General features: G+C 45.1%; 13 protein-coding genes. 7 read left to right on the top strand and 6 right to left on the bottom strand.

All coding sequences use genetic code 11. The features are described 5' to 3' along the window. Window positions 1–65: 65 nt before the first annotated feature. On the bottom strand, window positions 66–743 hold the full coding sequence (pspA, locus tag GTH32_RS11685) for a phage shock protein PspA (protein WP_163085918.1): 678 nt from the start codon (window positions 741–743) through the stop codon (window positions 66–68). Window positions 744–943: 200 nt separating this feature from the next. Here pspA and pspF point away from each other — a divergent pair, with 200 nt between their 5' ends. From pspF to GTH32_RS11655, 6 genes are read left to right on the top strand one after another with little or no spacing between them, the layout of a single operon-like run. Beyond that, window positions 944–2050: a phage shock protein operon transcriptional activator gene (pspF, locus tag GTH32_RS11680; RefSeq protein ID WP_163085916.1), complete on the top strand. Its 1107-nt coding sequence runs from the start codon at window positions 944–946 to the stop codon at window positions 2048–2050. A gap of 3 nt (window positions 2051–2053) precedes the next feature. Continuing rightward, window positions 2054–3676, top strand: a complete 1623-nt coding sequence (locus GTH32_RS11675) for an ABC transporter substrate-binding protein (RefSeq protein WP_163085914.1) — start codon at window positions 2054–2056, stop codon at window positions 3674–3676. Next, complete coding sequence (locus GTH32_RS11670) at window positions 3673–4704, top strand: ABC transporter permease subunit (protein WP_163085912.1); 1032 nt, start codon at window positions 3673–3675, stop codon at window positions 4702–4704. The genes GTH32_RS11675 and GTH32_RS11670 overlap by 4 nt, the downstream gene beginning before the upstream one ends. Beyond that, a complete protein-coding gene (locus GTH32_RS11665) occupies window positions 4691–5584 on the top strand; it encodes an ABC transporter permease subunit (protein WP_163085910.1) in 894 nt (297 codons plus the stop codon). The genes GTH32_RS11670 and GTH32_RS11665 overlap by 14 nt, the downstream gene beginning before the upstream one ends. 1 nt (window position 5585) lies before the next feature. Next, complete coding sequence (locus tag GTH32_RS11660; RefSeq protein ID WP_163085908.1) at window positions 5586–6581, top strand: peptide ABC transporter ATP-binding protein; 996 nt, start codon at window positions 5586–5588, stop codon at window positions 6579–6581. After that, window positions 6578–7384, top strand: a complete 807-nt coding sequence (locus tag GTH32_RS11655; protein WP_163085906.1) for an ATP-binding cassette domain-containing protein — start codon at window positions 6578–6580, stop codon at window positions 7382–7384. The genes GTH32_RS11660 and GTH32_RS11655 overlap by 4 nt, the downstream gene beginning before the upstream one ends. Window positions 7385–7466: 82 nt before the next feature. Here the strand turns inward: GTH32_RS11655 and GTH32_RS11650 are convergent, their stop codons facing one another. After that, window positions 7467–8363, bottom strand: a complete 897-nt coding sequence (locus tag GTH32_RS11650) for an L-dopachrome tautomerase-related protein (protein ID WP_203565471.1) — start codon at window positions 8361–8363, stop codon at window positions 7467–7469. Window positions 8364–8592: 229 nt separating this feature from the next. Then, entirely contained in the window at window positions 8593–9621 is a 1029-nt protein-coding gene (locus GTH32_RS11645; RefSeq protein WP_163085904.1) for a zinc-binding alcohol dehydrogenase family protein, read from the bottom strand. A gap of 108 nt (window positions 9622–9729) precedes the next feature. On the opposite strand from GTH32_RS11645, the gene GTH32_RS11640 reads away from it, so the two are divergent. Then, window positions 9730–10653 (top strand): LysR family transcriptional regulator, encoded by a 924-nt coding sequence (locus tag GTH32_RS11640; protein ID WP_163085902.1) that lies wholly within the window; start codon window positions 9730–9732, stop codon window positions 10651–10653. 153 nt (window positions 10654–10806) lie between these two features. Here the strand turns inward: GTH32_RS11640 and GTH32_RS11635 are convergent, their stop codons facing one another. Genes GTH32_RS11635 through GTH32_RS11625 form a run of 3 tightly spaced genes read right to left on the bottom strand, consistent with a single transcriptional unit; the run spans window position 10807 to window position 14029 of the window. Then, on the bottom strand, window positions 10807–11937 hold the full coding sequence (locus GTH32_RS11635) for a sodium ion-translocating decarboxylase subunit beta (RefSeq protein ID WP_163085900.1): 1131 nt from the start codon (window positions 11935–11937) through the stop codon (window positions 10807–10809). A 3-nt stretch (window positions 11938–11940) separates the two neighbouring features. Continuing rightward, entirely contained in the window at window positions 11941–13752 is a 1812-nt protein-coding gene (oadA, locus tag GTH32_RS11630; protein ID WP_163085898.1) for a sodium-extruding oxaloacetate decarboxylase subunit alpha, read from the bottom strand. A 16-nt stretch (window positions 13753–13768) separates the two neighbouring features. Further along, on the bottom strand, window positions 13769–14029 hold the full coding sequence (locus GTH32_RS11625; RefSeq protein ID WP_163085896.1) for an OadG family protein: 261 nt from the start codon (window positions 14027–14029) through the stop codon (window positions 13769–13771). Window positions 14030–14271 lie beyond the last annotated feature (242 nt).

Here is a 14271-nt window from a genome sequence, read left to right as displayed (position 1 = left end):
CCTTGTAGTATTTGCCCCTTCTGGGGCAAACATAATTTTATTTCTTGTTATTTTATAGTCCAACATTAGTTGCTAGACGATGTTTTTTCACTTTTTAGCTTGGCTTTTAAGGCTGCTAACTCTTCATCAACCTTATCCCCTGATTCTAGTTCCGCAAACTGATCGCTAAGGGTTTGCTTACCGAGATCGTAAGCATCAACCTGAGACTCTAAATCGTCAATCTTACGCTCATATTGCTCAAAACGCCCCATGGCATTGTCTACTTTACTGCTATCTAAGCTGCGTTTTACTTCAAGGCGAGAGCTCGCGGTTTTTTGACGCATAATAATCGTTTTTTGGCGGCTTTTAGCATCGGCCAACTTATCTTGTAACTGGCCAATTTCGTCTTGCAGCTTACTAATTTGCTCATCAACGATGGCTAATTCTTTACTCAAGCTCTCTGCGGCTTCTGCGCATTTTTTCTTTTCTTGCAGGGCTGCTCGGGCTAAATCATCCCTGTCTTTACTCAGCGCAAGCTCAGCTTTTGCCTGCCAATCTTCTGAATCAGCCTCGTATTTGTTAATTTGGCCAACAATCTCTTTTTTATTGGCCAATGTTTTAGCCGAAACGGAACGCACTTCTACTAACGTGTCTTCCATTTCTTGAATAATTAACCGAACCATTTTTTCTGGATCTTCGGCCTTGTCTAATAGCGCATTAATATTTGAATTCACAATATCGGTGAAACGCGAGAAGATACCCATAATAATTACCTCTTACTCGAAAACAGGTTGTACTACGACAATTCGTGGTAGAAGACTATTCAAATAGCTTGCCAAGGTGATAGATTACCATAACTAGCTAATTTGAAACGTTTTTCGTTATTGCTAAATAGTTCTCGAACAAAAGAATATTTTAAACTACACTATTAATTGGTCGAAATGACTAATTATTGAGGAAATTAATGAGCCGGTATCGCCAACAAGATAATTTGCTTGGTCAAGCAAATAGCTTTTTAGAAGTGCTTGAACAAATTTCACAAATAGCCCCTCTCGACAAGCCTGTGCTTGTTATCGGCGAACGCGGTACGGGTAAAGAACTCATTGCAGCCCGTTTACACTTTTTATCAAAGCGCTGGGATCAGAATTATGTAAAGCTTAATTGTGCCGCGCTAAATGAAAGTCTGCTAGAAAGTGAACTGTTTGGGTATGAAGCGGGCGCGTTTACCGGCGCAGCTAAGCGACGAGAAGGCCGTTTTGAAATTGCACATAGCGGCACATTGTTTCTCGATGAACTCGCCAATACGTCGGGTCTTGTTCAAGAAAAGCTGCTTCGCGTAGTGGAATACGGTGAATTTGAGCGAGTAGGCGGCAGCAAAACGGTTAAAACCGACGTTCGGCTTATAGCAGCAACCAACGAAGACTTACCGGCCCTCGCCGAAGCGGGCGAGTTTAGAGCTGACTTGCTCGATAGATTAGCGTTTGACGTAATCACTATACCGCCCCTGCGCGAGCGTCGAGAAGACATTATGATGCTTGCTGAAACCTTCGCGATTAACATGGCGCGGGAAATGGAAATGGAGTTATTCAGCGGCTTTACTGAAAAAGCCAAACGTACGCTATTAGACTACGACTGGCCGGGCAATATTCGCGAACTTAAAAATGTGGTAGAGAGGGCTGTGTATCGTACGAATAACCCCCATCTACCGGTACACGAAATTGTGCTCGACCCCTTCGAATCTGCGTTTAGGCCTACTTCCCGGATAAAAACCCAAGATAGAATTCGCCCCGCACCTAAGCCGGCCACCGACGCCCCTGAACTCACTGAGGCAACCATTGAAGCTGCGCCTATAGCGACCGAGGTTGCTATAGATACTTCTTATGCCTATCCACTCGATCTAAAAGCCTTATCTCAACAATATGAAATAGACATGATTAAGCGAGCGCTTGCTGATTGTCAGTATAATCAAAAGAAAACGGCCGAGAAACTTTGCCTAACGTATCATCAGTTAAGGGGCTATCTAAAAAAATACAATTTGTTAGACTCATCAGCAGAAACTGCGGAGAGTTAATAAATGCGGTATACCCCATTGGCATGGTTAAGCTTGTTACTGCTGCTAGTAGTGGGGGTTTCAGCTTGCTCAAAGCGTGATGAACACGCCTTTTATAATAGTGGTCTTGTGTACTGCTCTGAAAGCAATCCTGTCACGTTTAACCCCCAGCTGGATACCTCAAGTACCACCTCTGATGCAACGTCACACCAACTGTATGATAGATTACTCGACTTCGACCCTGACACTGGGCGTATTGTACCAAGCTTAGCGAGTAGCTGGCTGGTATCAGATAACGGGTTAACCTATGCGTTTCAACTGCGACGCGATGTTAAATTTCATACCACAGACTATTTTAGCCCTTCACGCAATTTTAATGCCGACGATGTGATTTTTAGTCTAAATAGATGGCGGTTAGCTAGCCATGATTTTCACTTTGTGTCGGGAGGACGTTACCCTTATTTTGAAAGCTTAGGGCTGGCGGATAACATCGCGAGTATAAAACGCATTAATGGTTATCGAATAGAAATTACCCTTAAACGCCGGGATAGTTCATTTCTTGCCAATCTGGCCACCGATTTTTCGGTAATACTGTCGTCAGAATACGGCAAGCAACTAATGCAGCAAGGGTTCCCTAACCGCATTGACCAATACCCTATCGGTACCGGCCCGTTTAAATTTGAAAGTTATCGAAAAGACCATTTTATCCGTTACGCTAAAAATACTGATTATTGGCGCGATATTACTATCGCCGAGCGGCTTATTTACGACATAACGCCGCGAAGCTCATTGCGGTTGGCTAAACTGATAACAGGTGAATGCGATGCGACCGCCTTTCCTGCACAAACAGAATTAGAAATAATAAGAAATCGCGAAGATCTTACCTTGGCGGAAAAACCTGGCCTGAATATAGGCTTTTGGGCCTTTAACACCCAGCGCCCTCCCTTTGATAACCCTGATGTTAGGCGCGCTCTTGCTGCTGCGATAGATAAAAACACTTTGTTGGAAGCGGTTTATTTCGACAGCGCAACACGCGCTAAAACCTTACTTCCAGCAGCAAGTTGGGCATTTCAAAATGACGCAGACGATACTGCATATAACCCTGTTTTAGCACGAAAACTACTCGCAAGTGCAGGTATTGAAGCGGGGTTTTCGATGACAATTTGGGCCATGCCCGTGGAGCGAGCCTATAACCCTAATGCCACAAAAATGGCCGAGCTTATTCAGCGCTACCTTAAAGAAGTGGGCATTGATGCCACTATTGTTAGCTACGACTGGGCAACGTTTCGGCGCCACCTTCAAGATGGCCTGCACGATTCGGTACTGATTGGCTGGTCGGCAGATAACGGTGATCCAGATAACTTTTATCGCCCTTTATTAAGCTGCGGCGCCATTCCTTCTGGAACGAACCGCGCTATGTGGTGTAACAGCGACTATGATAAGTTACTAGATAGGGCCCTAGCCACCGACGATTTAGAAGAAAGAAAAGCCATTTATCAGCAGGTAAATCGTTTGCTCTATGAACGCCTCCCCCTTGTTCCTATTGCTCATGCCTATCGCTATCAGGCATACAGAAATGAACTCAAAGGTATGAGTATCAACCCTTTTGGTGGCGTACGCTTTGGTGGAGTGAGTAAGACACTGTGATAAGAATTTTAGCGCGATACAGTATTTTATTTATTCTTACCTTATTGGTGTTAACGATTTTATCGTTTGCCCTAGCCTATCTATTTCCTGGCGATGTGCTTGAAAACCTGACGGGCATTACGCCCCAAAACGATATGCAACGAGAAGCGTTAATGCGCCAATATCGCTTGGATCAAAATGTGGTAGTACAGTTTGTCCATTACCTAGGCGACCTTGCCAGCGGGGATTGGGGCTATAGCTTTTCATCTGGCTTATCCCTTCGTGAAGAAATAGGCATTGCTATGCCAGCCACAATAGAGCTGAGCTTCTATGCTATTTTAATGGCTTTGTTGATTGGGATCCCACTAGGTTATTATGCTGGCATTCGTAGTTATTCGGTTTCCGATAAGAGTATTAATGCGCTCAGTGTGACCACCTATTCGATTCCAGTGTATTGGTTTGCCTTGATTCTCATACTGATATTTAGCTTAAATTTAGATATCGCGCCCATATCAGGCAGAATAAGTTTACTGTTCGACATCCCCCCGGTATCAGGGTTTATTCTTATTGATATTATGATGACAGAGAATATCGACAAGGGCTTAGCTATGCGAGACGCGTTCTCTCATCTTGCCCTCCCAACATTTGCTGTAGGCGCGATTACAACAGCATCGGTGGTGCGGCTAATTCGCCGCTCGGTGATTGATGTTAAAAACCGCCCTTACATTACTGCGGCCCGTTCCCGTGGACTATCTGGGTGGCGAATTTTCTCCCAACACGTTATTCGCAATGCTTTATTACCTATACTGCCTTTAATGGCTATCCAAATAACCACGCTTATTACCAATGCAATGATAGTAGAAACGTTATTTTCTTGGCCTGGAATAGGAAATTGGCTAATTCAAGCCATATATCAACGGGATTACCCAGCATTGAGAGTTGGTATGCTGGCCGTATCTACCTTGGTCATCAGTTTGACCATACTTATTGATTTGTTTAACCGAATTATCGACCCGAGTAGGGAAAAGTACGAACGTGCCACAGTTTAGTTTATACGAAGAAGCCTTCCACCCGTCCCCATGGCACAGAACATGGGCAGCTTTTCGTGAGAGCCATATTGCTATTATCGGTTTGTTTGTACTGGGCATGTTTGTTGTGTTTTCTGTTTTTGCCCCGGTACTTAGCCCTTATGATCCTAATGCGCAAAATATTGACGGCTTACTTATCCCCCCTAGCTGGGCAATGAGCGGGTCAATTTCAAACTTGTTTGGTACTGACGCTCTAGGGCGGGATCTATTTTCGCGCATTATGTATGGGTGTAGGATCACTTTAGGATCAGGCCTATTAATGGTGGTGCTTGCCATGCTCATCGGCGTGAGTATAGGTACACTTGCAGGTATGCTCAAAGGTGTGCGTTCAAGCATTGTAAACCACCTGCTTGATGCCTTAATGGCTATTCCTACCTTGCTCATCGCCATTATAATTGTTGCTATATTGGGCACAGGTTTAGTCAATAGCATGTGGGCTATCACGCTAGCACTTATCCCACAATTTATTCACCATACCAGGCGCTTTGTTCGCTCTGAAGCAAAAAAAGAATACATACTCGCCTCACGGTTAGATGGCGCAAATAAATGGCAGCTGTTCGTTCACTCTATTTTGCCAAATATGACTGAAATGTTGGTTGTACAAGGCACGTTGGCCTTGTCGATTGCAGTGATCGATATCTCTGCTCTGGGCTTTTTAAATCTAGGTGCCCAGTCTTCACTGCCTGAGTTAGGCGCCATTTTGGCCGATGGCTTAGACGTTGCCTATCTGGCCCCGTGGAATGTAGCCTTGCCGGGGATCACTATTTTCGTATTAGTACTCTCTATTAATGTTGTCGGTGATGGTCTTCGCTCGGCACTTAGAAAAAGAATGAGCCAATAACATGCCAATGCTTGATATTAAAAACCTCACCCTTGAAATGGTGAGTGGCGACACCAGCATTAAGGCCTTAGACAAGGTAAACTTGTCGGTAAGTAGTGGTGAAATTCGTGCCCTTGTAGGTGAATCAGGTTCTGGAAAAAGCCTGATTGTTTCTGCAATTTGCGGAGCGCTTCCCCCGCAGTGGCAATTAACCGCAGATAGAATGAGTTGGAATGGCGAAAACCTACTAGGCTTGTCGAATCAGCAACGACGGGAAGTTATGCGTCGGGAAATCGCGGTGGTGTTTCAAAATCCACAGGCCAGTTTAGACCCCTCCGCCACACTAGGTGAGCAACTTGAAGAAAGTATCCCAGACGAATTTGTTCGAGGACGCTGGTTTTGGCAACGGGCACAACATCGCAAAAAGATCGCAATTAGTACCGTTCATAAAGTGGGAATTAAACATCATAGGCATTATCTAAGTGCTTATCCTCACCAAATACCCAGTGACATTGGCCAAAAATTTATGATAGCTATGGCACTGGTATCGCAACCATCGCTGCTTATTGCCGATGACCCTACCCGTGGTATGGAACCAACGACGAAAACCCAGATACTGAAGCTATTTACGCGTTTAAATCAGACTCGATCCCTGAGTATTTTGTTTGTTAGTCATGACTTATTAGCGATTGCCAGTATGTCCCACTCAATGACGGTACTTTATGCCGGACAAACGGTGGAGTCTGGTAAAATGAAGCACCTTAAAAAGCGCCCCTTACACCCCTATACTAAGGCGCTGCTCGACAGTGCGCCTAGTTTCCGCAAAGATTTAGCACCTAAGTCGCTATTGCCTACCCTTGAAGGTTCTATCCCTACACTGCAACACTTGCCTATCGGTTGTCGCTTAGGACCGCGCTGCCCTCGTGCCCAGCGCCCTTGTGTTGTAACACCAGAAGTAAGACGCATTCACGATCATACTTATAGCTGCCACTTCCCCTTACACATGGAGAAGTTATGACAGATATTATGCAGGTTAACGGCCTTACGTTTTTTCATAGTGACACCAAGCGTTGGCTGAAAAAGCCGGAAATTTTTCAATTAGGACCAATCGATCTATCAGTAAAGCGCGGTGAAACCATTGCTATCATAGGTGAAAATCGAGCGGGAAAGTCCTTATTAGCAAAGTTATTGGTAGGCGCGATACCGGCAAGCAAAGGGGAAATTGAGCTTAATAATCATAAATATTTGGCGAAATACAATAAACAAGATACCCAGCAGAAACGTACACATGATATTCGTATGATATTGCAACACAGCAGCGAATCGATGAACCCTGCCGTACCTGTGGGAAAAATCTTAGATGAACCGCTGCGACTTAATACCGAACTTAGTGAAGCAGAACGTAAGCCCTTGATAGAAGAGATGCTTACCAAGGTAGGTTTACTTCGAGAACATTACTATTTTTATCGTCACATGCTTTCAGATGGTCAGCAGCAAAGGGTTGCCCTAGCCCGCGCTATTATGCTCAAACCCAAAGTGTTAGTTGCCGATGAACCTTTTGCGGCGTTAGATCCCACCATTCGTTCACAGACCGTCAATTTAATTTTGCAGCTACAGCAGGAATTAGGGCTCGCCTTTATTTTTATCAGCCATAATTTAGGCATAGTAAGGCATATAGCAGACCGTATTATTGTAATGGAGAATGGCAATATCGTAGAAGAAGGAAAGACGGAAACCATTTTCCGCTGGCCCCAACACGCGACCACTAAAAAGCTGGTGTTAGCATACCAATCTCTCGTGCCTCAACACACCATTCGCTGATGGGGTGCGCTGAGGCATTTAGTCAAATAGAGAGATAAAGATCTAACGTGCTCGTTTTGCCTCTATTGCTTCGGTTTTCCTACTAATCCAGTTTAAAACGCATAAGTCTGTACGGCGGTTTTGCCCCTCCACGACCTTGGCTAAATGCTGGATGTTTATGTAGTTGGTCTGCGGTCACATAGATATACCCATCATGGTAAGCCATGCTATCAGGCCAAGAAAGACGCTTGTCTTTGATCAGAACTTGATATCTTCCTTCAGAAGACAACCCCACCGCATTATTAGCTAAGTCAGTAACCGCTATGCCTTTACCGGCAATATATAACATACCGTCACTCGCTTTTTTAGGGCCAAAAGGAGCTATTTTTTCAGCCATAGTAGCATCACTAGCCTGTTCATCTGCTAACTGTGAGGCTGGTATACGGTAGATAAGCTCTCCATTCATAGTTGCAAAATACACCCACTCAAAATTTTCATCAGTTGCTATTGGGTTTAAGCCAAATCGCAACGGGTTTGTTTCGCCGCTAGGTGATTTCGATGCGAGTAAACTTCCCTCAATAACGATGTCTTTATCGGGTGCAATGAAGGCTGCGTTGCCTTCTAATACACGACGGGATTGTTCGCTATTCATATCTACTATAATAATCGCAGGCTTTGTGGCGCCCTCAAAATTGCCAAATGACATATCCGCGATATAGACTTTTTCTCGTTTCTCATCAACCACAAAATCTTGTATAAACGAGTTATCCGCTAACACCTGGCGAGGTATTTTTATCACTTTTTCTAGTGTGTTGCTGTTAGTGTCCCAGCCCACCAACTGCGCCGGCGTACTTTTGCCACCCATATCAAGCATCCAGACCACGCCTTTGCTATCTGAGTGAATACCCAACACGCTCGTTAAGCCAACACTGCCGGTTTCTGGACCATCCGCCCAATCCTGTGTGGGGAACGGGCGCTTCTCTCCGCCCTTTGTTGACACTCCAGTACTCGATAAGTGGGGTTATCTAGGGGATGCATGCTAACGAAAATCCGCCCATTGTCGGTGATAGCGACCCCAGCGGCCCGTGACCCGTTAAATTTAGCAACGGTTTCTATTTCAGTGGCTTGATTTGCCATAACGGATGAGCCCGTAAAAAGCATTGTAATAAGCAATGGAAGTGTGGATAGTTTTGTATTCATCATGTTTGTTCGCCCTTATAGGTAATAGCTCAAAAGCCTTCTAAAACCAATTTACCAATAGCACTACCCGACGCTAAAATAGTATGCGCGTTAAGTAGGTTTTTGGCATTAATTGTGCCCAGATGTTGGCCCACTGTGGTCTTGATAGCCCCGTTGTCAATTAAGGTGGCCACCTCCGTTAATAACGCGTGGTGAGCAACCATGTCGTGGGTTTTAAACATTGAACGTGTAAACATAAACTCCCAATGCAGAGATATGCTTTTAGTCTTGAGTTTCATCACGTCAAGCGAGTCAGGATCGTCGGTAAGTGCTATTTTCCCCATAGGTTTGAGTACGTCGACATAAGCATCAAGATAGCTATCGGTATGAGTAAGGCTTGCCACATGGGTAACCGCATCGATATTTAATGCTGATATCTGCTCAACTAAGGGCTTACTGTGATCGATAACATAGTCTGCCCCTAACCCCTCTACCCAACGCTGACTTGAAGGGCGAGAAGCGGTGGCAATAACGGTGGCGTTGGTCAGTTGTTTCGCCAATTGTACCAATATAGAGCCCACGCCCCCCGAGGCGCCCACTACCAGTAATACATCTTTACTATCACTGTTATGCTCAGCTGATTCCCGCTTTTTAATCGCCAGATGATCAAAAAGTAGTTCCCATGCTGTAATCGTGGTTAACGGCATAGCGGCTGCTTCTGCATCACTTAAACGCGCAGGTTTATGTGCTACTAAGCGTTCGTCTACTAACTGGTATTGGGCATTGCTACCGTGGCGAGTTAAATCGCCAGCGTAATAAACCAGGTCGCCGGGGGAAAATAACTCGACTTCATCGCCTATTGAGACTACTTCACCAACGGCGTCCCAACCTAGCACCTTATAGCTATCGTCAGTCGAAGATACATTCTGACGAATTTTAAAGTCCACTGGGTTTACCGCGATTGCACGAACGTTAATAAGTAAATCTCTTCCTGTTGCCACGGGTAGCTCAAGTTCAATATCTACCAATGCGTCATCGGTAACTATTGGTGCTGCGTTTTTATATCCAATTGCTTTCATAGGTCACTCCATCAGTAAGAATCGCTTTAACTGGAGTAAGTGTAGCGCTTGTTTTGTAATGCAAAAACAGGCTAATATTTGTATTACTATCAATTATTATTTGAAAATATGTTAATAAGTGATTTAGAAGTGGTGCTCAAAGTAGCTGAATTTAAGAGCATAAAAAAAGCGGCTGACAGCCTAGATATGATAACCGCCACCGCTAGCGCCGCCGTTATCAGAGTGGAGAAAGCATTCGGTGTGGCACTTTTCCAGCGTACTACGCGCCAGTTAAAACTCTCAAGTGCGGGGGAAAAGCATATTCCGCAAATTGAGCAAGCGGTGCTCTTACTTAGCCAAATTAAACAAAGCTCAAAGAATGATTTAGGGTTAGTTGAGGGTGAGATCCGTTTAGCCGTGCCCTCCGACCTAGGGCGTAATTTTGTGCTGGGTTGGCTTGATGATTTTATAGATATGTACCCTAAGGTAACCCTAAAACTGCACATCAGTGATAGCAATATAGATTTTTATCGCGAGCCTGTAGATGTTGCCTTGCGTTACGGGGCCCCTGCTGACTCCAGACTTTATGGGTTTAAAATATGTGACGTCCCCCGCGTTGCCTGCGCTTCACCTAACTACATTGCGCGCTATGGAACACCAAAGCAGCCAAACGAATTATTGTCACATAATGCGCTTTTGTATGAGCTTCACGACATTGTGCACAATGTATGGGAATTCCAATCAAGTACAGAAGACAACATTAAAGTGAAGGTAAAGGGCGATAGGGCCACCAACGATGCTGAATTAGTAAGGCGCTGGTGTGTAGCAGGGAAAGGGATTGCAGTTAAATCAGCGTTAGATATGTCGCGCGACTTACTTGCTAACAGATTGGTTCAACTATTACCTGAATACCCGCCTAAGACCGGAGAGCTTTGGTTAATTTGCCCCTCTCGGCAACTTATCACGCCTGCGATTAGAAAGTTACGAGAACACCTTATTGAAAATTGCCATCATGTACTAGACCAGCTCAATGACATTGGAATAAAACCGTAAGATTTGATAACGAAAATGGTGCTTTGCAACATTAGACAGATGTCATTGCAGTAGCAAAAAAAACAGCACCTGAAAGGTGCTGTTTTACTACGCTGTTAACCTTGTTATATGGTTCATTTTCCTTAGCTTTTTACTAAGACTCGAACCTTTTCTCTAGCCTACAAGGGCTAGTAGAATACCGGCTGCGACGGCAGAGCCGAGAACGCCCGCTACATTCGGGCCCATGGCATGCATAAGCAAAAAGTTATGCGGGTTAGACGCTAAGCCTACTTTATTAACCACACGGGCCGCCATGGGGACGGCAGAAACGCCGGCAGCGCCTATAAGCGGGTTGATTGGGTCTTTACTAAACTTACCCATCAACTTGGCCATTAAAACGCCAGTGGCGGTTCCTATAGCAAACGCGATAGCCCCTAGCCCTAATATCCCCAGCGTTTCTACTGTTAGAAACTTATCAGCTGAAAGCTTTGAGCCTACGGCTAAACCAAGAAAGATCGTAACTGTATTAATTAACTCGTTTTGCGCCGTATTGCTAAGTCTATCCACTACGCCACATTCTTTCATCAGGTTACCGAAACAGAACATGCCCACAAGGGGCGTAGCTGAAGGAAGAAAAAGCACGGTTAATGACAGCACCGCCAATGGAAACAAGATTTTTTCACGGGTTGAAACCGGTCTCAGTTGTGCCATTTCAATATTGCGCTCTTCTTTACTGGTTAGCGCACGCATGATAGGAGGTTGAATAATAGGTACAAGCGCCATGTAAGAATACGCGGCCACAGCAATCGCACCGAGTAAATCAGGGGCAAGCCTAGAGGCCAGAAAAATGGCCGTAGGCCCATCAGCGCCGCCAATAATAGCAATTGCACTGGCATCTTTAAGGGTAAACTCAAAACCAGGTACTAAATTAAGCGCAATGGCACCGAATAACGTAGCGAAAATGCCAAACTGCGCTGCTGCGCCTAGCAACAACATACGTGGGTTAGCGATAAGCGCACCAAAGTCGGTCATTGCGCCAACCCCCATAAATATGAGTAAAGGAAAGACACCTGTATCTATTCCTACTTCATAAATATAGTGAAGAAGGCCTCCTGCTTCTGAAAACCCCGCCAGAGGGATGTTGGTTAGCAAGGCGCCAAACCCAATAGGGATTAGTAACAAGGGTTCAAACTTTTTTACGATGGCTAAATAGAGTAGGCCAAAACCCACTGCCATCATTATAAGCTGCCCACTTTCAAAATGAGCTAATGCGGTGCTATCCCATAGCACTGATAACTTATCCATTTATTACCCCAGCGCGATCAAAGGTTGACCACTGGTAATAGCGTCACCTTCTTTAACGAGAATATCGCTAACAGAGCCGCTAAACGCAGAACGAATTTCAGTTTCCATCTTCATGGCTTCCAAAATCATCACTACATCACCTTCAGAAACAGCATCTCCAGCGCGAACCATGAGTTTAAACACATTTCCTGCAAGCGGTGCGTTAATGGTTTCACTGGTGCTGGGTGTAGCAGCATCGGAGGTTGAGGTAGAAGTAGCTTGCGTATTTTTTACCGGTGTAATACTGCTTAATTCACCGCTCGGTGCTACCTGCACATGATATAGCTTGCCATCTACATTCACATCATAAGCAGCGGCAGTGCCTTTTGTTTCTTTAGAGTCCCCTGCCCCCGTAGGCGCCTTGGCAGACTTATCACTATCCGGCTCATTTCCTGGGGCCGGCTCGAATGCGTCAGGGTTACCACGGTTTTGTAAGAACTTAAGGCCTATCTGAGGAAACAGCGCGTAGGTAAGTACATCGTCAATTTTTTCATCACTTAACGAGATAGATTGATTCTTAGCAAGTTCAGATAGCTCAACTTCTAGGCTTTCAAGCTCTGGCGCTATATTGTCGGCAGGGCGGCAAGTAATAGGCTCATTACCATCAAGTACGCGAGCTTGAAGTTCACCATTCACCGGGGCAGCCGTCGCACCGTACTCACCTTTTAGTACACCTGCGGTTTCTTTGGTAATACTCTTATAGCGCTCGCCGGTCAGTACGTTAAGCACAGATTGCGTGCCAACAATTTGCGAGGTAGGCGTTACTAACGGAATAAAGCCTAAATCTTCTCGAACCCGAGGTATTTCTTGTAACACCTCTTCGAATTTATCCTCAGCGCCCTGCTCTTTTAGCTGGCTTTCCATGTTTGTTAGCATGCCGCCGGGCACCTGCGCCAATAGAATACGGGCATCAACCCCTTTAAGGCTGCCCTCAAATTTACTGTATTTTTTGCGTACATCACGAAAGTAGCTTGCGATCTTTTCAAGCTGCGGCAATGAAAGGCCCGTGTCCCGCTCAGTACCCTCCACAATGGATACCATGGTTTCAGTGGCAGTATGGCCATAGGTCATACTCATAGAAGAAATGGCCGTATCTAGCATATCAATGCCTGCATCCACAGCCTTCTGATACGTTGCTGTGCTCAAGCCTGTGGTAGCATGACACTGCATGGCTATAGGAACATCTACGGTTTCTTTAAGCCCGCTAATAAGCGCTTCGCAATCGTACGGCTTAAGAAGCCCAGCCATATCTTTCACACAAATAGAATGAACACCCATATCCTCAAGACGCTTCGCCATATCTAACCATAGGGGAAGGTTATGCACTGGGCTCACGGTGTATGAAATTGTACCTTGAGCATGCGCACCGCACTCTACGGTAGCTTTGATCGCAGTTTCTAGATTTCGCATGTCATTCATTGCGTCGAAAATTCTAAATACATCAACGCCATTTTCGTGGGCGCGCTCGACGAAGCGTGTTACCACATCATCGGCGTAGTGGCGATAACCGAGCAAATTTTGACCGCGCAGTAGCATTTGTTGCTTGGTATTTGGCATCGCCGCTTTCAGTTTACGTATACGATCCCAGGGATCTTCACCTAAATAGCGAATACAGGCATCAAAGGTAGCGCCTCCCCAAGACTCCACTGACCAAAAGCCAGCTTTATCTAATTCTTGAGCAATCGGTAACATATCTTCAATCCGCATGCGAGTAGCAAGCAACGATTGATGAGCGTCACGCAAGACTAGCTCGGTTAAGGCCAGTGGCTTAGACATGGAAACTCCTAAATAATTATTTTTTATTCGCTTGACGATGAGTATGAACCGCAGCGGTAATAGCAGCAACAATGTTGCCGTCTACGCCGGGTTGTGCGGCTTTCAGCCTCGACATTGTGGGAGGCTGAACTGCGTCCCCTTCAAACGCGTTACAGAACTTAGTGATTAACTGCACACCGATTATAAGTAAGCCTAGAAATGCAAAAACAAACAGCATTCCGATAAGCATCAGTGAGCCGGCTTCTAGTAGCAAACTGGTAACTGCGCTTTGTTCCATGATAGACCTTGTAATGTTGTGATGCAGAATAATTACCATGTGGCTGGTACAAACACAACTCCCCACAGTAATTAAATGAATAAAAGCTTACATTTATGCACTAAATTCAATTTTTATCATATGTTTATGCGATGCAGTGTAATATTTTTGCAAAAATAACGGCATAGGCAAAACGCCACTATGTGGCATTAAGTTGGTGTTGCCCCCGTTTCGACATCTATAAGGCTTCAGTAGGGCGCTGT

The sequence above is a fragment of the Alteromonas profundi genome, assembly GCF_010500865.1.
Taxonomy (GTDB): Bacteria; Pseudomonadota; Gammaproteobacteria; order Enterobacterales; family Alteromonadaceae; genus Alteromonas; species Alteromonas profundi.
Note: the sequence above shows the minus strand (reverse complement) of the source record. Positions and strands in the feature narration are given on the sequence as shown.

Bases quoted from the DNA above. Each gene is read 5' to 3' on its own strand.
- pspA (WP_163085918.1), bottom strand. From the start codon at position 743: ATGGGTATCTTCTCGCGTTTCACCGATATTGTGAATTCAAATATTAAT.
- pspF (WP_163085916.1), top strand. From the start codon at position 944: ATGAGCCGGTATCGCCAACAAGATAATTTGCTTGGTCAAGCAAATAGC.
- GTH32_RS11675 (WP_163085914.1), top strand. From the start codon at position 2,054: ATGCGGTATACCCCATTGGCATGGTTAAGCTTGTTACTGCTGCTAGTA.
- GTH32_RS11660 (WP_163085908.1), top strand. From the start codon at position 5,586: ATGCCAATGCTTGATATTAAAAACCTCACCCTTGAAATGGTGAGTGGC.
- GTH32_RS11655 (WP_163085906.1), top strand. From the start codon at position 6,578: ATGACAGATATTATGCAGGTTAACGGCCTTACGTTTTTTCATAGTGAC.
- GTH32_RS11645 (WP_163085904.1), bottom strand. From the start codon at position 9,621: ATGAAAGCAATTGGATATAAAAACGCAGCACCAATAGTTACCGATGAC.
- GTH32_RS11640 (WP_163085902.1), top strand. From the start codon at position 9,730: ATGTTAATAAGTGATTTAGAAGTGGTGCTCAAAGTAGCTGAATTTAAG.
- GTH32_RS11635 (WP_163085900.1), bottom strand. From the start codon at position 11,937: ATGGATAAGTTATCAGTGCTATGGGATAGCACCGCATTAGCTCATTTT.
- oadA (WP_163085898.1), bottom strand. From the start codon at position 13,752: ATGTCTAAGCCACTGGCCTTAACCGAGCTAGTCTTGCGTGACGCTCAT.
- GTH32_RS11625 (WP_163085896.1), bottom strand. From the start codon at position 14,029: ATGGAACAAAGCGCAGTTACCAGTTTGCTACTAGAAGCCGGCTCACTG.